Consider the following 21,414-nt stretch of genomic DNA (forward strand, 5'->3'; position numbering starts at 1 on the left):
TCCTCCTTCGGACCGAACTGTGGATCTGCCGGGTGGGGAACGCACCCCACCCGGCAGTGGTCTTACTTGGCGGCTGCGACCTGGGTCTCGAGCTCGGTCTGCGTCTTGGCGATCGTCTCGTCGATCGTGGTCTGGCCGTCCTGCATCTCGATGCGGGCCTGGCGGAAGAACGTGTTCAGAGCGCTGAAGGTCGAGAACTCCGGTGCGTTCTCGTACCAGACCAGGTTCGGGTTATCGAGCAGACCGAAGTAGTCGGCGGCACCGGGGATCGAGTCGTTCTGCACGACCTCGTCCGACTTGACGATGTTGGGCGACAGCCAGCCGTTCTCCTGCATCAGGTTCGCCGCATCGACGGAGTAGAAGTACTCGAGGAACTCGATCGAGGACGCGTACTCGTCCTCGTCCTCGGCGGCCTGTGACGAGATCGCGAGGCCACCGGCGGTGTCGCCGACCGGGCTGTTCTTCAGCACGTAGAGGTTGCCGTCCTCAGCGGGGACGATGAACATGCCGGCGTTGAAATCGGGGTCGACCTTGCTGATGTCCATCAGCCGGCCGAGGCCGGCCGACGAGGTCGCCATGACCGCCTGGTCGTTGACCAGCAGCGTGGTCGTCTGTGCGTCCGCGGTGGACTGCCAGCCGTCGAGGACGAAGTTGTCGACGATGTACTGCAGCTTCTCCAGCGGCTCACGCAGATCCTCGACGGACGCGTCGCCGGCCGCCGCGGTGTTCCAGTAGCCACCGTCCTCGGAGTACTCCGCGAACGTCGATGCTGCCAGCGACTTCCACAGCTGGTCGGCCGGCCAGATCTCAGCGGCGGCGGTCGCGAGCGGAACGTCGCCGTTCGCCTTGATGTCCTCGAGCAGTTCCACGAACTCGTCGTACGTCTCGGGCACCTCGAGGTCGTTCTCCTCGAAGTAGTCCTTGTTGTAGACGATGTTGATTCCGAGCTCGCCGTTGAGCGCGCTGTACGGCATGGTGTAGACGTTGCCGTCTGCGGCGGCGGCGTACGCGTCGGATTCGAGCAGGTCGGTGACCTCGGATGGGATGGGGGCGAGTTTGCCCGCCGTGACGTAGGTCAGGGTGTCGCGCATGTCGACGATCGCCGGCCAGTTGCCGGTCGCGTCCACCGTCTTCAGCGCGGTCGGGTAGTCGGTGCCGGCGGGAAGCGGGTCGAGCTCGACCGTCGTGGTGTCGCTCTGCTCGTTGAACGCCGTCACGAGAGCGTCCACCGTGCTGTTCCAGGTCTCGTCACCTGTGGCGTAGAGGAAACGGATCTCCGTCTTCTCCGCAGCCGCGTCGCTTCCTTCGGAGCCAGTACAGCCGGCGAGAACGAGCGCCGACACAGCCGCCCCTGCGGCCACGATTGCGATGCGGCCTGCTGCCTTACGCGTCGTTGCGATTGTCATTTCATCTCCCTTGATTTTCGGCCGGATCAGGTCCGCCGCTCGAAGCATAACTCCGGAGGAAGGCGTTTTCCAGAGTTTTTTGCAACTAGTTGCATTACAGTTTGATCTCGACGGACGGTTTCCGCAAGTCCAGTGCCGATCTTCCTGTGCACCGAGGTCGAGGATCGCTCCGTGAGACGTGAAAGGACCACACCATGACACAACTCGACCCCGCGGCTGCCTCAGCGGCGATCACGCCAGGGACCCCCTTCATCGACGACCGTGGCCGCGTCGCGCAGTTGCACGGCGTCGGCATCCAGCGCATCGACGACCGGTGGTGGGCGTGGGGTGAGGACAAGACCGCGGGCTCGACCTTCACCGCCGTCGCGGTCTACTCGTCCGCCGATCTCGCCGCCTGGCGATTCGAGGGCAACGCGATCGAGGCCGGCACCGGCGACCTCGCTCGCGACCGCATCATCGAACGGCCGAAGGCGTTACGACGCCCCGACGGACGCTGGGTGCTCTATCTCCACATCGACAGCGGGGATTACGCCGACGCCCGCGTCGGCTACGCGATCGCCGACTCCGCCGCCGGACCATACGAGTACCTCGGCAGCGAACGACCGCTGTCGAATCTCAGTCGCGACATCGGTGTCTACGCCGAAGGCGACGTGGCGTATCTCCTGTCGGAGGACCGCACCAACGGCCTGCACATCTACCGATTGAACGCGGAGTGGACCGGCGCGGAGTCGATCGTCGCGACGCTGTCGCAACAGGCGCGACCCGAGTTCGGGTACGAGTCCCCCGCGCTCGTGAAGCACGACGGCCTGTACTACCTGTTCGGCTCGGATCTCACCGGCTGGTCCATGAACGACAACAAGTACGCCACGGCGGCCGACCTCCGCGGGCCATGGTCCGGCTGGCAAGAGTTCGCCCCTCCCGGAAGCCGCACGTTCGAATCTCAGGTGAGCGCGGTGGTTGCGCTGGACGGCGACCGATTCCTCTACATCGGGGACCGTTGGCTGCCCGACGATCTCGCGAACTCTGCGGCGGTCTGGCTCCCACTCCGGCTGTCGGCCGGATCCGCCGTACTCGAGTGGACCGAGTCCTGGCGACCGCTCGAAAGCCGATTCAACCCAGGCGATGACGCCACCGATGGGTGCGACTGACGACGAGATACAACACGACGAAGAGGGAACCTCAGCTATGCCGCACACCTTCGACCCACGTGACTTCGGCGCCATCGGCGATGGGACAACGCTCGACACCGCAGCTCTGCAGGCGGCACTCGACGCCTGCGGGGCGGCCGGCGGCGGCCTCGTCGCCGTCGAGGACGGCACGTACCTCACCGGAACACTCTTCCTCCGGTCGCGTGTGGAGTTGCACGTCGCGGCCTCGGCCCGGCTGCTCGCGAGCCCCGACATCGCGGACTATCCAGAAGACGTCCACCACAACAGGTACCGCAACGAGCCCGAACTCGACCGGTGTTTGCTCCTGGCCCGCGACGTGGAGCACGTCACCCTCAGCGGCCCGGGCGAGATCAACGGCAACGGGCCCGCGTTTCCCCAGCGAGACACAGGCCAGCGCGCCATGATGCTGCGCACGCTCCGAGCGAGCCATGTGCGCGTGCGCGACCTGCGGCTCCTCGACGCGGCCGGCTGGACGACAGCCTTCCTCGATTCCCGATGGATCTGGGTGGAGGGCGTCCGCATCCACAACGAATCGAATTTCAACGGCGACGGCCTGAACTTCGACGGCTGCGAGCACGTCTTCGTGCGCGGATGCCACATCGTCGGCACCGACGACAACATCTGCCTGCAGTCCTCCAGCGAAGCGTATCCGACGCGGAACATCCACATCAGCGACTGCGAGCTCAGCTCGGTGTGCGCCGGCATCCGCATCGGGCTGAAGTCGATCGGGACGATCAGCGACGTCACGGTCCGTGGCATCACGATGAACCGCATCCTCCGCGAGGGCGTCAAAATCGAGTGCACCGAGGGTGGCACGATCACCCGCATCGCGATCAGCGACGTCGTCATGCACGATGTCCGCCGCCCGGTCTGGATCCTGCTCAACAACCGTTTCGAGCCCGATGACCTGGGCTCGTCGATCGAGCTCGACCAGATGCCGCCGATCGGCGAGCTGTCCCACGTCCGGATCACCGGACTGACCGCGGTCGACTCCGCAGATATGGCGCTCGAGCAGTGGAGGTTCGACCATGACATCCAGGGCACGCCCGAGTTCGCCGGCATGCGCGTGGATGCCGCGCGGAGCAGGCCCATCCGGAATCTCACGCTCCGCGACATCACCTATGTCCCCTGGGGCGGGGTGCGGGAGCCTTCACACCCGTTCGACGAGTACCCAGAGGTCGTCGACGCGCTCGAGCGGTGCACCGAGGGCACATCCTCGAACTACTACCCGACGTGGAGCCGCACAACCTTCCTTGATGTCCGCAATGTCGACCAGCTTCGACTAGACGCGATCGTGCTGGAGGCGCAGCATCCGGACGCGCGCCCGCCCTATGTCATCGAGGGATGCACCGTGCTGAACGAAGACGTCACAGTTCTGGCGCCGGTCTAAGCACGGATGTGCCGATGGTCCCGACCCTACGCGGGTCGGGACCATCGGCCTGGGACGGCGGATACCTCAGCTCACGGCTGCACCGGCTCCACCCGCACGTCATCGATCCGGAACGCACCGCTCGACCCACGCAACCCGAACTGCAGGACGAGCCGATCGACCGCCGCCGCAGACGTCGTCAACGTCGCGTCGAACTCGCGCCACTCCCCGGCAGCCGTCGACTCGCGCAGCCAGTAGCGCGTCTCGGTTCCGCCGGTGGACCCGGAGAACCCTCGGACGAACAGGTACGCGCCGACGGTCGGGGCGGCCGACAGGTCGGTCAGCTGGTAGCTGAAGCGGATCCGGTAGGTCGTCAACGGGGCCGCTTTGACGGGCGAGTTCGATGCCGCGTTGGTGAGCCACACGTTGTGCGCCGCGTTCAGCGTCGGTTCATTGCCGGCGAGCAGGAGCGAACCCTCGCCGGTGCGAGCGGTCGCCGCATCCGATTCGATCGTCGCTGCGTAGGTCGTCGGCGTCCCGCTCGCACGCCCTACCGCCCATCGACTCGAGGCATCGGCCTCGAACCCCTCGGTGAAGACCTGAACGAGAAGGGATGCCGCGGCGCGCACACGTGCGACGAGAACCGCTTTGTCGGCATCCGGTGCCGTCGCTGCCACGGCGATCGCATCGATCTCGGAGCTGTACGCCTCCGCACTCGCGGCGGTGTAGCCCGCGAGATCGACGAGGCGGGCAGCAGCGATGAGCTCGGTCAGCAGGTCGACCGGTTCGATGCGGAGATCATCGATTCGCACGGTTCCCGTGGCCCCACGCAGGCCGAACTGCGTCACGAACCGATCGATCGGTGCTGCGCTGGTCGTATGGAGCGTCGTGAAGGTTTTCCACTCGCTCCCCGGCGTGCTCGATTCCTGCAGCCAGAACCGGGTCTCCGGCTCGGGCGCGCTCGACCCGCTGTACCCGCGGAGGAAGAGGTACGCGCCGACGCCGGAGGCGTACGCGTAGTTCTCGAGCCGGTAGGAGAACGAAACCCGATAGGTCGTCTGGGGAGCGGCGTCGATCTGGACCGGACTCGAGATGTTCGTGAACCACGCGTTGTGCGCGGCGTTGCGGTCCGCGCCGGAGTTCGTGATCACGAGCGAGCCCGAGCCCGTTCGTGCGACGGCGGGATCCTGACTGACCTCCTGCGTGTAGGCCGCGGGAGTGCTCGTCGTCCGAAGGCCCTCCCAGCGATCCGCGGTCGCCGGCTCGAAGCCATCGATGTAGAGCTGCACGAGCAGGTCTGTCGCCGCCGCGAGGCGGATCGCCAGCGCACCGTGATCCGCTTCGGGGCTTGCCGCCTCGGCTTCGACCGCGTCGATCTCCGCGAGGTACAGCCCCACGCTGGCAGCAGTGAACCCGCTCAGGTCGATGCTGCGAGCGGCCGCGATCAGCGATGCGATCGGATAGCCGGTTGCCCCGACCGCGGCGCTGCTCCCGATGACGTCGCCGCGCTCGTCGAGCGACGCCACGACATACCACGCGTCCTCGCCGACGAGGCTGTCGGTGTATCCGGATTCGACGATGCCGTCGGCGATGACCGACCACGCGTCGCCTCGGAGCCCCTTCGCCGCGGCCTTCGCGTCGAACGTGCGGTACACGCGGAAGGCCGATGCTGACTCGGGACGGTTCCACACCAGCGAGACCAGCTGATCGACCTGTCGGGCGGATGCGACGACTTCGTCGACCTTGAATGCGCCGACGTCGATCTTCTCGGCCGTCACGGTGGAGGTGGTGACGACTCCGACGTGCGAGCCGCCGGCGGTGACCAGCGCGAGCTGAGCGATCTGAGTCCACGTCTTTCCGTCGGCCGACACCAGCGCGATCACGCGTTGCCCGCCGGCGTCCCGATCCAGTCGGAGGTAGGGATACTGCGCGAGGGTCGCGTCAGGCAGCGCGATCGTCCGAGGTGACGTCTGTTCGGAGCGGGTCGTGCCCGCACCGCCGGCCGATCCCACGAGATTCACCCGCGTGTCGAGGGTGCGCTGTCGGATCTCCAGTTGGCCGTCTGACCGAGCGCCGAGGTAGACGTACGGCGCGGTGGCGCTCGCACCGCCGCGGACGGTGATGCCGGCGATGTCGCCAGAGTGCGCAGTGAGCTTGGTGGAGATCGAATAGCTCCCCGTTCGCGCCGTGGTCACCTGCGCGAGCGAGTCTTCGGCGAATCGGTCGTAGATCATATAGTCGTCACCGACGCCGTACCCGGAGGCGGCGGCACCGCTGATCCGGATGCTGTCACCACGGACCTCGATCAGGGGGTGTCCAATAGCGCCGACCGACGTGTTGTCCCAGTCCTTCTTGAGCGTGGAGCCGGCGACCTCGGTCGAACGCGGGGCGGAGGGCGAGGCTTCGGTCTTGCCGTTCACCGCGACCACTCGATACCGCTGGGTTCCGCTGCGCACATTGTCGTCGAGGTAGGTGGACCCGGTGACCTTGCGTGCGACGACCTCGAAGCGACCGTTCTTTGCTTCGCGCTCGATACGGTAGCTGCTCGCCCCTGATGCGAGGCGCCACGAGACGACGACGCCGGACGGCGAGGGCGTCAACACCACCGCGTCGACCTTCGCCGGCGCCTCCTGCGGCTGGTCGGCGTCGGCGACACGGAGCACCACCGCGGTGTGCGAGGGTACCTGCACCGCCCCGTCGCGGACCTGCAACTCACTGCCCGAGACGAGGTCGAACACGGTTCGCGCCTGAACCCCCTGAGGGAGCTCCACGGCGATCGTCCTCGCGTTGTCATACGCGTCGCGCGTGGTGTTCACGGCGAACAGGTAGTCACCGTAGACAGCACGGATCAGATCCGGATACCCGGAGTACGGGGTGTCGACGGTGAAGTTGTCGCGAACGACCTCCCCGACACCGGGCTGGGACGTGATCGGAACCACCTGCCCGGCGCGAGCATTGCCCGGGTTCGGGCCGTCCGAGTCCGGGTCGACGAAGATGGGATTGCTCACGCCCTCGCCGATCGTCGTCGTCTGGTCGTAGGTGAACACCCCGGATGTGGCGATCTGCGCCAGGTGCTCATTCCCGTCAGACTGAACGTGCAGGCGTCCGTTCGCGAGGTAGCCGTAGTTGCGCATCGCGAGCGATCCGAGAATCGTGGTCGACCCGTCGCGCATCCGCACGAACAGGTTGTCGATGTCGACCCACGCGCCCGGCTCGTCCAGTGCGTCTCGGGCTACCCCGAGGTCGGCGAGTTCGGCGTCGGAGTAAAGAGCCAGGTCGGTGTTCGGCAGCACGACCGCCGCATCAGCGTCCCCCAGCGCCGCTTCGCGACCACCGTTGAGGTAGGCCCACGACTCAGGAAGGCGATGATCCTTGTTGACCTGCGGCGTGGCGCGGGTCGCGCTGGAGAAATAAGGGAAGTACTGGTTGTCGGCGAGCTGCTGCTGCATGATGCCCACACCCTCACGCGCGTACTCCCAGTACTCGTCCCACTCGTCACCGTCGTAGAGCGACGCGTTCTCAACCATGTGCTGCTCGAGCGACACGTACATCAGACCGAGGTTCGTTCCACTGTCGGTGGCGTACGCGACCTTGCCCGGATAGGCAGTGTTTCGATCGTCGACGATCTGCTCCATGAACATCGCCCGGTCTCCGGCTGTCGTCACACCCTGATAGCGGGTGAGCGCGCGGGAGTGCATGTTCTTGAGCGCCTGCTGGAGCAGTTCGGCGTTGATCTGCTCGTCGCCGACGTGACCCCAGGTGCGCCAGAAGTACGTCGGGATCCAATTCGCGGTCTCACCGTAGTTGCCGACGTAGTGGTTCTCACGCAGCAGCGCCTGCTCGCTGATCGAGGTGTACTCCGTGCCGTACGGCAGACGCCGCTGAACCCCGCCGTGGTCATCCAGGGCGCTTTTCGCGAGTCCTCGCATGATCACTTGGAGGTAGTCCTCGGTGTACTCGGCGTTCGCGTCGTGGTTGAACAGCGAGTGGTAGACGTCGAGCTCCTGTCCGTCAGGACCGACGAGGATCTCCTCCCCCAGAAAAGGGGAGATGCCCCAGATCTCCCGGAGGATCTCATGGCTGCGTGCGCGCCCTTCATAGAAGTCGGACCCGATGACGCGCAGCCCCTCGTGTGCGCGCCATGCGCCCTCGTAGGTGTAGTGGACCTGGTTCGAGATGTACGAGAGCCGTGACCGGGCGAAGTCGAAGTTCGCCTTGAGCACGCGCTCCCAGGCTTCACCGCGGCTGAGCGAGTCCCCGCTCCAGTCCACCCCGGCGATCGTGTTGGGCCCGTCGACGGTGCCCGTCGTGAACGGCTCCTCGAGGAACGCCTCGAATGCCTCGCGGCCGAAGACCGAGTCATCCGCGATCAGGTTCTCGACGATGTACAGCGCCTCGCCGAGCTCCGCGTAGTAGCCACCCCAGTCGGACTGATGGCCGCCGCTGCCGAGCGAGCGCACGTCGGCGTAGTAGCGGACGGTGTACCGGTCGATCGCCGAGAAGATCCGTCCGAGCGCGGCGCGCTGCTCCACCGGGGTGTCGTCGGGCGACCAGGAGCTCGTCAGCGATTCGGCGTAATAGCGCAGTTCGTTCGCGTACTTCGAGATGTCGGGGATGCCCGCCGGACCCGCATCGATCTTGCCCGCGATCGCGGCGACACGGCTCAGCTGCAGGGAACGGTATCCATCGATCGCCGCCTGCTCATCGGCCTCGCTCCAGGCGTCGGCGACACCGACGGCTTCGAGCGCGCCACGCGCAGACTCCGACGGGAGCGTTGCGGACGCCTCGACGTGGGTGCTGATGTCGTAGTACGAACGCGACGGGCTGGCGGCGTGCGCCGTTGCCGCGGCCGCCGCGGTGCGGACCGTCACCTGGACGTGCGTGCGTCCCTGCGTCGACTCAAGAGGCAGAAGCGTGGTCGCCGTGTACGGGCGCCCGGGGAGGCCAGCGCCGAACGCGGGGTTGATCGATTCGTAGTCGCCCGCGGCGAGGTAGCTGATGTATTGGCCGTCCACGAGGAGGTGAGTGCGGAGTGGGGATGCCTCGTCCCCCGAGAACGTCATGCTCAGGTGGTTCTGCGCGGCCGGATCCACCGCCAGCGTCACCACCAGATCGCCCAGTCGGTTCTGAGTGGGCGCGAGCGGCTGCGCGACACGGACCGATCCCGACTCACGAGGTTCTACCGTGCTCCCGTCCGTCCGGAATCGATGCGCCTCCTCGGACGCGGCATCACCGAACGTCACGCGATCGATCACACCGGCGACCGGTGCAGCGGCGTGCTCACCGTGCCTCGCGTTGATGTCGGCGGCTGCCGCTGCGGACGCCGCGGGCGCGACCGAGAGCGTGAGCGCAAGCGTCGTTGCGCCCGCTATCAGCAGCATCGCGGCGCGGCTCGCCCGGCGCGGCCGGTCGCTCGGAAATGTGGGGAACACAGGATCTCCTTCGATCGGCGATTCACAACCTCTTGCGCGCGTTGGTAAGCGCTATCCATGCAACTAGTTGCAGACGCTATCGAAGGATCGTGGGGCAGTCAACAGTGAAGAGTGAGCCGCCACTTCAGCCTCAGTCCCGAACCCATTCAGCCGAGGCTGTACCTGGGCCCCCAGCGGGGCGGCGCGCACTCCAGTGCGGAGACGTAGGGCCAGAACGACGCATAACCGGCCGGAAACTGGCGCAGACGGAGGGATTTGAAGCACGCCGAGCGGGATCCTGGCTGATCCGTCTGAACCTGTCTCAGACGAGATACCGCGCAATCACGCGCATCCTGACGTGCGTTGCTCCGCAATCTCCGGCACTGGTTCCACCCCATTCCCTTTGGTTCGTGGGCACGCCGTGATCACGAACCGAGTTGGCGTGAAGGCCAATCGCAAGTCCGATGTGCGCCCCACGACGACGGTCCCGCTTCCGCCGCGCCATCCGACGGCCGCCATCGCGTCGTTGAACGCGATCACGTCCGCCGCCCGCAGCCGGAGGCGGAGGGAACGAGCCGGATCGCTCGCCCCCTCCGCCACTCCTGCCGCGGGTCAGTCCTCGGTCACCGCCTGCCACGGCCCCCACGCCTGACCGGGGCGCTGGTTGCGTGTCCACCACTTCGCGACGAACGACTCGCCGTCGTGCTCGACGACCTCGCCGGCCGTGTAGATCCGCGACGGCGTCCAGAGCGTCGCGCCGGACTCGTCGGTCGCGAACTCCTGCCACGGGCCCGACGGGTCGCCGGGTGTCTGCGCGCGCGTCCACCACGAGGCGACCCACTGCGTGCCGGCGTACTGCACCCGCTCGCCCGCGAGGTACGTGACGCCTGCCGACCACGCGCCGGGCACCGCGAGCACCATCGCCGGGCCGGCGATGTCCGCTCCGACGGCACGAGCGCCGTTCGACGCGGTTGCGGCGATCACCGGAGCCGCGACCTCGCCGGTGGCGATGTCGGCCGAGGCGAGCACGACGGTCGACGTCTCGGCGACCTCGCTCTCCCCCGGCGCGAGCGACGTTCGCTCGAGATCCCCCGCCGTCACGGCGTCGAGTCGCACATTGCCGGTGTTCTCGACCCGCGTGGTCCAGGTCACCGTATCGCCGACTGTGGCGACGCCGTCGCCGTTCACGTCCTGCCACGTCCCGACGGTCGCCCCGCCGATCCGCGGGTCGCGGGCGATGACATCCACTTCAGGGGCCTCGACCGTGACCGACGCGGTGGTCTGACCCACCGCTGTCACGGTCCACGACGAGGTGGCGTCGAAGTAGCCGCGGTCGAGGTCCGCCTGGGTCACGGTGTGTCGCGGGGTCGCGCAGTCGTACCCCGCGAACGCCGCCAGACCCGTGAAGCGGCAGTTGCCGGCTCCCGGCGGCACGAACGGGGCGAACCTCCCCGAGGTCGGTGCGACGGTGCTGGTCACCGGCGATGTGCTGTCGACCCGGAACGAGTAGGGCACCTGCTCGCCGACCGCATAGGGATCCGCGGCGAGGTCGCGTGAGGCATCCGCCCGCGCACCCGTGATCGTCGCACCGAGAACTCCGTCGCGCAGCGCCACCGGTGCACCGGTATGGGTCACGGTGACGGCCGCGGCCGTGTCGCTCATGGGCGCCACGGTGAACGAGAACTCCGGTGTGAACCATCCGCGCGCGATGTCGTCGGCCGTCAGCGTGCGCTTCGGGGTGGTGCAGTTGTAGGCGCCGAGGGGGGCGAGGTTCTGCCAGCGGCACGCGGTCGGCAGGAACCCGGTCGTGAAGTTGGCCTCCTTCGGGGTGACGAGCGTCGCGACCCCGGCGGTGCTCGTGACGCGCAGACTGAAGCTCAGCACGTCGCCCTCTACGTACGGGTTCGCGACGACGTCGCGCGTCGGACTCGTCGAGGCCGAGGTGAGCGTGAGCCCCAGGTTCGTCGCCGCGGGCAGCCGCAGCGTCGAGGTGAACTGGCTGAGCCGCCCGTCGGTCACGGTGAACGCGGCCTGCAGGCGCTGCGTGCCCGCGGCTCCGGCCGGCGCGGTGACCCGCACGTCGACGGTCGTCGATGCGCCGGGGGCGATCCCCTCGACGGCGACCGTGTCCGCGGTCCAGCCGCTCGGCGTGTGGAACGTCACCGCGCCGCTGAGGGCCGTCTGCTCCTGGTTGGTCACGGTCACGGGCACCACGGACTCGACGCCGGGCGCGAGCGCCTGCTCGGGCACGCTGAGCGGAGCACAGACGTAGTTGATCCACGCCTCGTCGAACGACGAGAACGGCATGTCGCTCGTGTAGTTGCGCTCCCAGAGCACGCCGATGCGCCCGTCGTCGAGCACGGTCGCGCTCGAATAGGCGAACGAGCCGGTGTCGATGCCGCGCAGGCCCGGCCAGGTCTGCCCGTCGTCGCACGAGACGCGCACCGCGCCGTTCACCCGGTTGCCGTTGGCGCCGTTGTTCGAGTTCGTGAAGAGGAGCTTGCGCGCGTCGGCGGTGCCTTCGGCGGCGTCGGGGTGCAGGCGCACGATCGATGCGTTGTTCGTCGGGTCGGGCAGCTCGAGGTCCTGGGTCACGGCGCCGTACGTCGCGCCGCCGTCGGTCGACATCGCGACCTTGCGGTAGCGGCCGTTGTCGCTGTCGCGCGAGTTGAGCAGCACGCGGCCGTCCGAGAGCTCGACGACCTTGTTCTCGTCCATCCCGGTGCCGACGTTCTCGCCCTTGTGCCACGTGGCGCCGTGGTCGTCGGAGTACACCGAGTACGCCTGGATGGCGACCGAGCCGTTCGCCTGGCGCACCGTGCCGGCGAACTGCTGGATGAGCCGCCCGGCATAGGCGCCGTAGCGCAGCTGGATGCCTTCGCCCGAGGTCGCGAAGTTAGCCCGCACGTCGCCGGCGACCGGCGTGTAGACCCCGCCGGTGACGGTGCCGTTCGCGGGCTTGGTGACGTCGGTGATGAGCCGCGGCTCGCTCCAGGTCACCCCGCCGTCGTCGGAGTGGATCACCGCCGAGCTGATGACCTGACGATCGGCCTCGTCGTTGCCGTAGGCACTGCCGTGAAAGCCCTGGTCCTTCGAGTAGACGAAGAACGCGAACAGGCGTCCGGTCTCGCGGTCGTGCACGTAGCTCGGGTCGGAGTACCCGTACTTCGCGCCGTTCGCGTCGCCGAGCCTGCCCGCGGCGATGATCGTCGCGGGCCCCCACGTCGCGCCGTTGTCGGTCGAGCGGCGCTGCATGATCGAGTTCGGGTTGGGAGCGTCGGCGGCGCTGCCCGGCCGTGCGTCCCACGCGGCGACGACGACGCCGTCGCCGAGGTGCGCGAGCGCCGGGATGCGGTAGAAGAAGTTCGCGCTCGTGCGGTCGGCGGCGAGGTTCTGGACCGAGTACGTGCCGGGCGGATCGGACGGGTCGAGCAAGTACTCCGGCGCCGGCGCGGCGTGCGCCGGAACGACCGACGCGAGCGTCAGCGCGACGACGACGGCCGGAGCCGCGAGGAGGGTCGTCATCGCGCGGGGCGTGCGCCGGTGGCGATGCGAGGGACGGTGTGTCATGGAGCGCCTTTCCGTCGTGTCTGACATCAGACATCTGATTTCCGTGAACGTATCGGACCCAGATGCCTCGACACAAGGCCTTCTCGCGGATATCGCGCGCAGCACCCTCCGACCGGGCCGTCGAGCCCCCTCCGTCGACTTGCCCTAGGTGTACAGACACGCCGGCGTCTCGCGTACATCTAGGGCAAGTCGGCGAGCGAGAGAGCGGCGTCTCAGCCGCGGGCGCGGCGCGGCACGGCGGCGCGGAGCGGCGCAGCGCGGCGCACCGAGAGTCAGCGGGACGCGCCCCGGACGATGTCGAGGTTGCGACGGACGGTGGCGGCGACCTCCGCCGCGGTGACGTCGTCCGGTCGCCGGGCGACCTTCACCCCGAGCCATGGGACGCCCGGGGCTGCCGCGACGGCCGCTGCGACGTGCGCGTCGTCGAGCACGGAGTGCGACGACGGATCGGTCGACCGGATCGGCGGGTGGCTGTCGGTCCACGCCGGGCCGTAGGGGCCGTCGTGCGACGAAGCGCCGGAGAACGACAGGCCGACGAGGCGACCGGTGGCCGAGGCATCCCGGATCTGCGCCGTCACGGCGTCGGAATCGCGCAGCTCGATCGCGGAGCGGCCCCAGTTCATCCAGAGCCCGACATCCCCGTCGGCGCGCCCGATCACGGCGAGCTCCTCGTCGATCGGCAGAAAGCCCTTCTCGAACGCCCGACCCGGGCGCACCGCATCGCAGTGCTCGACGACGAGCCGGGCGCCCTTCCAGTCCCACCGGGCGAGCTCGTCGAGCGAGCGGGCGAGGGCCGAGGCATCCGCCCTCCTCCGCGGCGCGGAGTGCAGCAGCACGAGCGCCGGCTCCGCGTCCGACTCCCCCGCGAGCAGGCCGACGTCGTCGTTCACGCGGCGGAGGTCGGCGACCGCCGCGGCGCGCCCCTCGGGGTCGACGGACGCGAGTCCGTACGCGGGCGACTGCGCCGACCGGCGCATCACCCACGGCAGCGGCGTCAGCGCGACCTGCGCGCCGCGCGGCACGTGGTCGAGCAGCCAGCGGGGATCGTGCGGGTGCACCGCTCCCAGCCACGGGAGCTCGAAGCCGCGCACCGACGGCAGCGCGAACAGCGCAGCGAGGAGTTCGGCCTCGAGGAGCGGATCCCACCGCGTGTGCGCCGGGGACGCCGCATAGGCGCCGACGAGCACGCGGGCCGGCGAGCCGCTCACCGGACGAGATGCCGCTGGGCGTAGGCGTGCCGGTAGTAGTCGGCCAGCCGCAGCCGCGCCGCCGCGACGTCGTCGACGAGCACGGTGACCCGCGCGTGGTGCTGCAGGATCGTCGCCGGCCACCGCGCCGACACCGCGCCCTCGACGAGCTGATGCACCGCCTCGGCCTTGCCCGCCCCCGTCGCCACGAGCACGATGTGCCGAGCCTCCATGATCGTGCCGAGCCCCTGCGTCAGACAGTGGGTCGGCACCGCCTCGACGTCGCCCTCGAAGAAGCGGGCGTTGTCGATCCGCGTCTGCGCTGCGAGCGTCTTGACCCGCGTGCGCGACGCGAACGACGAGCCCGGCTCGTTGAACGCGATGTGCCCGTCGGTGCCGATGCCGAGGATCTGGAGGTCGACCCCGCCCGCTGAGGCGATCGCCGCGTCATAGGCGCGGCACTCCGCGAAGAGGTCGGGGGCGTTGCCGTCGGGGCCCCGCACGGCGCCCGGAGCGAAGTCGACGCGCGACACGAAGTCGTGGTCGATCACCGTCCGGTAGCTGCAGGGGTGCCCTGGGGCAAGCCCCACGTACTCGTCGAGGGTGAACGCCCTCGCCCGGGCGAGGGACGTCTCGCCGCGGCCGACGCGCGCGGCGACGGCGTCGTAGATCCGCAGCGGGCTGGACCCGGTCGCGAGACCGAGCACCGCGTCGGGCCTGCCTTCGAGCAGCTCGGCGATCTCGTCCGCGACGAGGTCGCCGATCGTGTCTTCGGCGGCGATGACGACTTCCATCAGGCTTCTTCCTCGAGGGCGGCGACGAACCACGACGTGATCGTGGCGGGGTGGGTGATGGCGGTGCCGACACAGACGGCGAAGGCGCCGGCAGTGCGGGCGGCTGCGGCATCCGCCGGGGAGTGGATGCGCCCCTCCGCCACGATCGGCTTCGTGCAGCGCGCGGCGATCAGTGCGATGAGCTCGAGGTCGGGTCCGGCCGATTTCGGCCGCTCGCCCGTGTAGCCCGACAGCGTCGTGCCGAGGATGTCGGCGCCCGCCTGCTCGGCGGCGATCGCGTCATCCAGCGACCCGCAGTCGGCCATCACGAGCACGTCGTGCTGTGCACGCAGCCCCGCGATCGTCTCGGCGAGCGTGAGGCCGTCGGGGCGCGCGCGGCGCGTGCCGTCGAGCGCCACGATGTCGGCGCCCGCCTCGGCGACCGCGACGGCGTGCGCGAGCGTCGGCGTGATGAACACATCGGCGTCGCCGTCCTTCCAGAGCCCGACGACCGGGACGTCGAGGTCGGACGCCGCGCGGATGTCCTCGAGGCCCTGCAGCCGGATGCCCGCCGCTCCCCCGACCACGGCAGCGCGTGCGATCTGAATCATGGTGCGCGGATCGCGCATCGCCTCACCCGGATAGGCCTGGCACGAGACGACGAGCCCGCCCGCGAGCCGGGCCAGCGTGCCTTCGGCGGTGGACCTCATGCGGCGACCGCCCTCTCGTCGACGAGTTCCCAGACGGATGCCGCGGCCCCGCGCAGCGGCGCCTCCCCGGCCAGTGCGCCCGGAACGACGGGGACGTCGCTCAGCACGTCGATGACCTCTGCGCCGAGCGCCGCCGTCATCGGATGCCACCAGTCCGCGCCGATCTGTGCGACTCCCCCGGTGACGACCACGAGCTCCGGATCGAGGAGCGTGACCGCACCCGCGACCGCTCGCCCCACCGCGGCGGCCGAGTCGTCGAGCGCGCGGCGGGCGACCGGGTCGCCGTCTCGCGCGAGCGCGACGATCCCGCGGGCGTCGGGCACGGCGGCATCCCCGCCGAGAGACACGTAGTGCCGATGCATGCCGACCCCCGAGCCGATCGCCTCGAGGTGACCGGCGCGGCCGCACGGGCAGCGCAGGTGCTCGGCCCCCGGCACGGGCACGTGAGCGATCTCACCCGCGACGTGACGGGCACCGCGCAGCACGCGTCCGTCGAGCACGATTCCGGCGCCGACGCCGGTGCCGACCGCGACGATCAGGGCGCTCCGGGCCCCGTGGGCGGCCCCGTGCCGGAACTCGCCGACCGCGTGCGCGTCGACGTCGTTCTGCACGTGGACCTCCGCGCCCTCGGCGAGCAGCGCGCCGAGGGCTTCGCGCACACGCGCCGCGAGCGGCGTGCCCGCCCACCGGGCCATGGTGTCCGTCGACGACACGATGCGGCCGGCACGCACGTCGACCACGCCCGCCGTGGCGACGCCGAGCCCGCACAGCCGGGCGTCGGCCGATGCCCGGCGGACCAGCAGCCCGCCGAGGTCGGCGACGGTGCGCACGACCGCCTCGGGGCCGTCGAGCGCGGGCGTCGGCGCCGTGAGGCCGTCGAGAATCGTGCCGGCGCGGTCGACCAGCGCGACCGCCGTCTTCGTGCCGCCGATGTCGACCGCCAGCACGACGTCGGTCATCGGGCGACCCGCTCCGCGAGGAGGTCGAGCTCCGCCAGGATGCCTTCGATCCGCTCGACGGCGCCGGCGTCGAGCGCCTGCGTCGGGAACGCCATGGTCGCGTGATCGATGATGCCTCGGGCCTTCATCGCCGCCTTGAACGCACCGACGCCGGTCGCGTCACCGGAGAGCCCCGTCGGCTGGAACACGATCTCGAAGACGCGATTGAGGCGTTCCTGCGCGGCGCGCGTCGCCTCCCAGTCGCCTCGGGTCGAGGCATCCCACAGGTCGACGTAGCCGGTCGCCTCGACGTTCGCGAGGCCCGGCACCACGCCGTCCGCGCCGGCGAGGAGCATCGCGTCCACGACGACCTCGTGGCCCGTGAGCAGCTGGAGCGGGTGACCCGCGGCCTCGTTCGCCGCCACCAGTCGGCGGAAGCCGACGTCGTCGCCCGAGGAGTCCTTGACGCCGGCGATGACGCCGTCCGCCGCGAGGCCCATGAGCAGGTCGAGCGAGAGCTTCGAGTGCACCCGGACCGGCACGTCGTACGCCCACAGCGGCACGTCGATGGCGGCGGCGATCGCCCGGAAGTGCGCGTCCACCTCGACGGCGGAGTTGAGCGTGTAGAGCGGAGCCGTCGTGACGATCGCGTCCACTCCGGTCGCGACGATCCGGCGGGCGGTCTCGATGATGCGCGCGGACGTCAGCTCGATCGCCCCCGCGATGATCGGCACCCGGCCGGCCGTCGCGTCGACGATCGTGCGCACGATCTCGATGCGCTGGTCGTCGGTGAAGTACGCGGTCTCGCCGGTCGATCCGAGGGCGAACAGGCCGTGCACGCCGGAGCCGATGAGGTAGTCGACGAGCCGGGCGAGCGACGCGTGGTCGACCGCCCCGTCGAGCAGGAGCGGCGTGGCCACCGGGGGCACGACGCCGGCGAAGCGGGGACGGGTGAGCGAGGAGGGAGAAGTCATTGGTGTTCCTGGGTGTTTCGCGGCATCAGCCGAGGGGAGTGGGATCGAGGAGCGAGGGCGCGGCGCCCAGCAGCGTCCGCGTGTACTCGTCGGAGGGGTTGTCGAACACGGTCGCGGCGTCGCCGAACTCCACGACGCGTCCCCTGTTCATCACGGCGATCTCGTCGGAGAGGTAGCGAACGGTCTGGATGTCGTGCGAGATGAAGACCATCCCGAGGCCGAGCTCGTTCTTGAGGTCGGTCAGCAGATTGAGGATCTGCGCGCGCACCGACACGTCTAGGGCGGAGGTCGGCTCATCGGCGACGATCACCTGCGGATCGAGCGCGAGGGCCCGGGCGATCGCGACGCGCTGACGCTGCCCGCCCGAGAGCTGGCCGGGGAGCGCCTCGAGCGCCGACGACGGCAGGCCGACCATGGCGATCAGGTCGCGCACCTTCGCCTCGCGCTGGTCTTTCGTGCCGACGCCGTGCACCTGCATCGGGTCGAGCAGCGCCTCGCGGACGGTCATGCGGGCGTTGAGCGCGGTAGCCGGGTCTTGGAACACCACCGAGAGGATGCGCCCGAGACGCCGCCGGACGCTGCGCGTGAACGCGCGCACCGGCTCGCCGGCAAAGACGACGCCGCCGCTCGTGGGCTGCTCGAGCCCGACGAGCACCTTGGCCGACGTGGACTTGCCCGAGCCCGACTCGCCGACGATGCCGAGCGTCTGCCCTCGCCGGACGGTGAGCGACACGCCGTCCATGGCGTCGACGTACTGCGCACGGAAGAGTGTCGAGGAGCGCGCCTTGTAGCGGACGTGCACGTCCTGGAGTTCGATCACGGGCTCGTTCATCGTGCTGCTCCGATCGGCTCGACGGGCGCGTCATCGGGATGCCCCGCATAGAAGTGGTCCGTGCCCTCGATGCGGCGGCGGACCGGCGTGACCCCGAGGTTGCGCGCCGGGTCGGACGAGCGCGGCGCGAATCGGTCGCCGGCGGGGAAGTCGCGCGGCGAGGGCACCACGCCGGGCACCTGGTGCAGGCGGTCGGAGCCGGACTCGATCGAGAGCACCGCGCCCAGCAGTCCCCGCGTGTACTCGTGCACCGGCTGGGTGAGCAGCTCGGTCGTGGTGCCCTGCTCGACGACCTGCCCGGCGTACATCACCGTGATCCGGTGCGCCAGCTCGGCGACGAGCGCGAGGTCGTGCGAGACGAACAGCATGGCGAACCCGAGTTCTTCGCGCAGACGGTTGAGCAGATCGATGACCTGCGCCTGCACCGTCACGTCGAGCGCCGTCGTCGGCTCGTCGGCGATCACGAGCTTCGGATCGCGCGTGAGCGCCATCGCGATCAGCACGCGCTGACGCTGGCCGCCGGACAGCTCGTGCGGGTACGACGCGAGCGTGCGCTTCGGGTCGAGGCCGACGAGCTCGAGCAGCTCCTCGGCGGTGCGGGTGCCGCCGCGCGAGGTCAGCTGCTTCATCTGCGCGCGGATCAGCATGGCAGGGTTGAGCGAGCTCAGCGCGTCCTGATAGATCATCGCGATGTCGCTGCCGCGCTTGGCGACCCTTTGGGCCGGCGTCAGCGCGAGGAGGTCTTCGCCCTCGAACAGGATGCGTCCGCGGATGTCGGCGCGGGGGTCGAGCAGACCCATGATCGCGAGCGAGGTGATGGACTTTCCGCAGCCCGACTCCCCCACGAGCGCCATCGTCTCGCCGGGGCGGACGGTGAAGCTCACGTGGTCCACGACGTCGACGTCGCCGTGCCGCGGGAACGAGATGCGCAGGTCCTGCACGTCGAGCAGGGGCGCGGCGTCCTTCGCATAGACGAGGCGGTCCGTGCGGACCGACTCGCGGTCGCGCAGCAGCGCCAGCCGCGTCTCGAGCGGCACCGCGGTCGTCGTGGCTGGCACCGCGACGGGCACGTCCGCGACCGGCGTGTTCGGCAGGTCGGCGGCGAGCCCGGCGTCTTCGAGCTCGAGATCGAGCTCGTCGACCCCCGCGGCGACCTCCGCCGGGGTTGCTCCTGCCAGGAGAGGCGCCTGGTGCTCCTCGAGGTCGTGGGTCGACTCCTCGGCCGATGCGGCATCCACGGTCACGCGACGGGCGCGCGGCGACACCATGGCGTCGGTCATGCTCTCGGCGAGGATGTTGAGCGCCAGCACGGTCAGCATGATCAGCAGGCCCGGGAAGAACGTCGCCCACCAGGCCCCGGCCATGACGAGGTTGCGTCCGGCGGCGATGACGTTGCCCCACGACGGCTCGGGGTCGGGCACGCCCGCCTGGATGAACGAGAGGGATGCCTCGAACACGATCGCATCGGCGACCAGCACCGTGGTGAACACCAGCACCGGAGCGACGCAGTTGCGCACGACGTGCTTGACGATGATCCGGGGCGCGGAGGCTCCCATGACCCGGACCGCCGACACGTAGTCCTCGCCGTACTGGTCGAGCACGTTGGCTCGCACGACGCGGGTCAGCTGCGGGGTGTACAGGAACGCGATCGTCAGCACGAGGACGGGCAGCGACTGGCCGAACACCGCGACGAACACGGCGGCGAGCGCGATGCCGGGGAACGACATGATGACGTCGAGCACGCGCATCAGCGTTTCGGAGATCCACTTGGGCGCCGTCGCCGCGATCGTCCCGAGCACGGCGGCGACGAGGAGCGCGACCGCGGTGGCGCCGAGGCCGATCACGAGCGAGTAGCGCGCCCCGTAGAGCAGCCGGGAGAGGATGTCGCGACCCTGGCGGTCGGTGCCGAACCAGTGCTCGGGGCTCGGCGGCTGCACCGGCGGTCCGGACGCGAGCGGGTCGTAGGGCGACACGAGCGGCGCGAATACCGCGAGCAGCACCACGAGGAGGAGGAAGCCGAGCGAGACCTTGGCCCCCGTCGAGAGCCCGCCCAGCCGCAGGCCGGGGGCGGAGAGTCGTTCTGTCAGTTTGCGTCGCATGTCACACCGACCTGATTCGCGGGTTGATGAGCACGTACAGCAGGTCGACGACGATGTTGATCACGACGAAGGCCAGGGCGACGGCGAGCGTGACCCCCTGCACGAGGTTCGGTTCGTTGTTGGTGATGCCGTTCAGGATGAGGGTGCCCATCCCGGGCAGGGCGAAGATGATCTCGATGACCACGGCGCCGCCGATGAGGTAGCCGACGCGCAGGCCGAGCACCGTGACCGGCGTGATGAGGGCGTTGCGGAAGACGTTGCGGGCGACCACGACGGCGCGGGGGACGCCGGCGCCGAGCGCCGTGCGGACGTAGTCGCGGTCGAGCTCCTCGACCATCGCGGTGCGCACCACGCGGGAGAGCTGGCCGATGACCGGGACCGCGAGCGCGATGGCGGGGAGCGTCATGCGCGCGAGCCAGCCGAGCGGATCGGTGGAGAACTCGGGGAGCGGCCCGGAGGCCGGGAGCACTTTGAGCTGGAGGGTGAACAGCTGGATCAGCAGGATCGCCAGCCAGAACGACGGCGTCGACAGCGACGCGATCGATACGAGGCGGATGACCTGGTCGGGCCAGCGGTCGCGCCACACCGCGGCGGCGACGCCGAGCAGCGACGCGCCGATCACCGCGATGAGCAGTCCGAGGAAGGTCAGCTGGAGGGTGATGGGCAGCGCGCGGGCGACCTCGTCGATCACGGGGAGCTGGCGCGCGGAGTAAGTGCCGAGATCGCCGTGCAGCAGGCCGCCGAGGAAGGCGACGTAGCGGACGAGGAGCGGGTCGTTCAGCCCGTGGGCCTCGCGATAGGCCGCGCGGTCTTCGATCGAGGCGCCTTCGCCGAGGGCGGCCAGCGCGGGATCGACCTGCGAGAACGACATCACGAAGAACACCAGGAACGTGATGCCGAGGATCATCAGCGGCAGCTGCAGAAGCCGTCGGCCGATGAGGCGGAGTGTGTTGGACACGTCATGTCCTTCCGGGGA

Annotated in this window: 13 protein-coding genes; 2 read left to right on the plus strand and 11 right to left on the minus strand. The window is 69.5% G+C overall.

Annotated elements, in window-relative coordinates; translation table 11 throughout:
- Window positions 1-62: 62 nt before the first annotated feature.
- Window positions 63-1,406, minus strand: coding sequence for an ABC transporter substrate-binding protein (locus ACFQ7C_RS11425; protein WP_378900702.1), 1,344 nt, complete (start codon window positions 1,404-1,406; stop codon window positions 63-65).
- A 194-nt stretch (window positions 1,407-1,600) separates the two neighbouring features.
- Here ACFQ7C_RS11425 and ACFQ7C_RS11430 point away from each other — a divergent pair, with 194 nt between their 5' ends.
- The gene (locus ACFQ7C_RS11430; protein WP_378900705.1) at window positions 1,601-2,554 is read left to right on the plus strand and encodes a family 43 glycosylhydrolase; all 954 of its coding nucleotides are present in this window, start codon (window positions 1,601-1,603) and stop codon (window positions 2,552-2,554) included.
- A 37-nt stretch (window positions 2,555-2,591) separates the two neighbouring features.
- Entirely contained in the window at window positions 2,592-3,965 is a 1,374-nt protein-coding gene (locus tag ACFQ7C_RS11435; RefSeq protein WP_378900820.1) for a glycoside hydrolase family 28 protein, read from the plus strand.
- Window positions 3,966-4,036: 71 nt separating this feature from the next.
- Here the strand turns inward: ACFQ7C_RS11435 and ACFQ7C_RS11440 are convergent, their stop codons facing one another.
- From ACFQ7C_RS11440 to ACFQ7C_RS11485, 10 genes are all read right to left on the minus strand, one after another.
- Window positions 4,037-9,376 carry a hypothetical protein gene (locus ACFQ7C_RS11440; protein WP_378900708.1) on the minus strand — a complete coding sequence of 1,780 codons (5,340 nt, stop codon included), beginning with the start codon at window positions 9,374-9,376 and terminating at the stop codon, window positions 4,037-4,039.
- Between the two features lie 591 nt (window positions 9,377-9,967).
- Window positions 9,968-12,925 carry an exo-alpha-sialidase gene (locus ACFQ7C_RS11445; RefSeq protein WP_378900711.1) on the minus strand — a complete coding sequence of 986 codons (2,958 nt, stop codon included), beginning with the start codon at window positions 12,923-12,925 and terminating at the stop codon, window positions 9,968-9,970.
- 272 nt (window positions 12,926-13,197) lie between these two features.
- Window positions 13,198-14,133 carry a DUF4862 family protein gene (locus tag ACFQ7C_RS11450; RefSeq protein ID WP_378900713.1) on the minus strand — a complete coding sequence of 312 codons (936 nt, stop codon included), beginning with the start codon at window positions 14,131-14,133 and terminating at the stop codon, window positions 13,198-13,200.
- A complete protein-coding gene (nagB, locus tag ACFQ7C_RS11455; protein ID WP_378900716.1) occupies window positions 14,130-14,906 on the minus strand; it encodes a glucosamine-6-phosphate deaminase in 777 nt (258 codons plus the stop codon). The genes ACFQ7C_RS11450 and nagB overlap by 4 nt, the downstream gene beginning before the upstream one ends.
- Window positions 14,906-15,595, minus strand: coding sequence for an N-acetylmannosamine-6-phosphate 2-epimerase (locus ACFQ7C_RS11460; RefSeq protein ID WP_378900719.1), 690 nt, complete (start codon window positions 15,593-15,595; stop codon window positions 14,906-14,908). The genes nagB and ACFQ7C_RS11460 overlap by 1 nt, the downstream gene beginning before the upstream one ends.
- A complete protein-coding gene (locus tag ACFQ7C_RS11465) occupies window positions 15,592-16,554 on the minus strand; it encodes an ROK family protein (RefSeq protein WP_378900722.1) in 963 nt (320 codons plus the stop codon). The genes ACFQ7C_RS11460 and ACFQ7C_RS11465 overlap by 4 nt, the downstream gene beginning before the upstream one ends.
- A complete protein-coding gene (locus ACFQ7C_RS11470; RefSeq protein ID WP_378900725.1) occupies window positions 16,551-17,507 on the minus strand; it encodes a dihydrodipicolinate synthase family protein in 957 nt (318 codons plus the stop codon). The genes ACFQ7C_RS11465 and ACFQ7C_RS11470 overlap by 4 nt, the downstream gene beginning before the upstream one ends.
- A 25-nt stretch (window positions 17,508-17,532) precedes the next feature.
- Window positions 17,533-18,339 (minus strand): ABC transporter ATP-binding protein, encoded by an 807-nt coding sequence (locus ACFQ7C_RS11475; RefSeq protein ID WP_378900728.1) that lies wholly within the window; start codon window positions 18,337-18,339, stop codon window positions 17,533-17,535.
- Complete coding sequence (locus tag ACFQ7C_RS11480; protein ID WP_378900731.1) at window positions 18,336-20,438, minus strand: dipeptide/oligopeptide/nickel ABC transporter permease/ATP-binding protein; 2,103 nt, start codon at window positions 20,436-20,438, stop codon at window positions 18,336-18,338. The genes ACFQ7C_RS11475 and ACFQ7C_RS11480 overlap by 4 nt, the downstream gene beginning before the upstream one ends.
- A 1-nt stretch (window position 20,439) precedes the next feature.
- Entirely contained in the window at window positions 20,440-21,396 is a 957-nt protein-coding gene (locus ACFQ7C_RS11485; protein WP_378900734.1) for an ABC transporter permease, read from the minus strand.
- Between the last annotated feature and the right edge of the window lie 18 nt (window positions 21,397-21,414).

Origin of the sequence: Microbacterium sp. NPDC056569, from assembly GCF_042793475.1 — a bacterium.
Taxonomy (GTDB): Bacteria; Actinomycetota; Actinomycetes; order Actinomycetales; family Microbacteriaceae; genus Microbacterium.

What these genes read in the sequence shown, in the direction of transcription:
- ACFQ7C_RS11425 (WP_378900702.1), bottom strand. Translation starts at nt 1,406, where the DNA reads ATGACAATCGCAACGACGCGTAAGGCAGCAGGCCGCATCGCAATCGTG.
- ACFQ7C_RS11430 (WP_378900705.1), top strand. Translation starts at nt 1,601, where the DNA reads ATGACACAACTCGACCCCGCGGCTGCCTCAGCGGCGATCACGCCAGGG.
- ACFQ7C_RS11435 (WP_378900820.1), top strand. Translation starts at nt 2,592, where the DNA reads ATGCCGCACACCTTCGACCCACGTGACTTCGGCGCCATCGGCGATGGG.
- ACFQ7C_RS11445 (WP_378900711.1), bottom strand. Translation starts at nt 12,925, where the DNA reads ATGACACACCGTCCCTCGCATCGCCACCGGCGCACGCCCCGCGCGATG.
- nagB (WP_378900716.1), bottom strand. Translation starts at nt 14,906, where the DNA reads ATGGAAGTCGTCATCGCCGCCGAAGACACGATCGGCGACCTCGTCGCG.
- ACFQ7C_RS11460 (WP_378900719.1), bottom strand. Translation starts at nt 15,595, where the DNA reads ATGAGGTCCACCGCCGAAGGCACGCTGGCCCGGCTCGCGGGCGGGCTC.
- ACFQ7C_RS11465 (WP_378900722.1), bottom strand. Translation starts at nt 16,554, where the DNA reads ATGACCGACGTCGTGCTGGCGGTCGACATCGGCGGCACGAAGACGGCG.
- ACFQ7C_RS11470 (WP_378900725.1), bottom strand. Translation starts at nt 17,507, where the DNA reads ATGACTTCTCCCTCCTCGCTCACCCGTCCCCGCTTCGCCGGCGTCGTG.
- ACFQ7C_RS11475 (WP_378900728.1), bottom strand. Translation starts at nt 18,339, where the DNA reads ATGAACGAGCCCGTGATCGAACTCCAGGACGTGCACGTCCGCTACAAG.
- ACFQ7C_RS11480 (WP_378900731.1), bottom strand. Translation starts at nt 20,438, where the DNA reads ATGCGACGCAAACTGACAGAACGACTCTCCGCCCCCGGCCTGCGGCTG.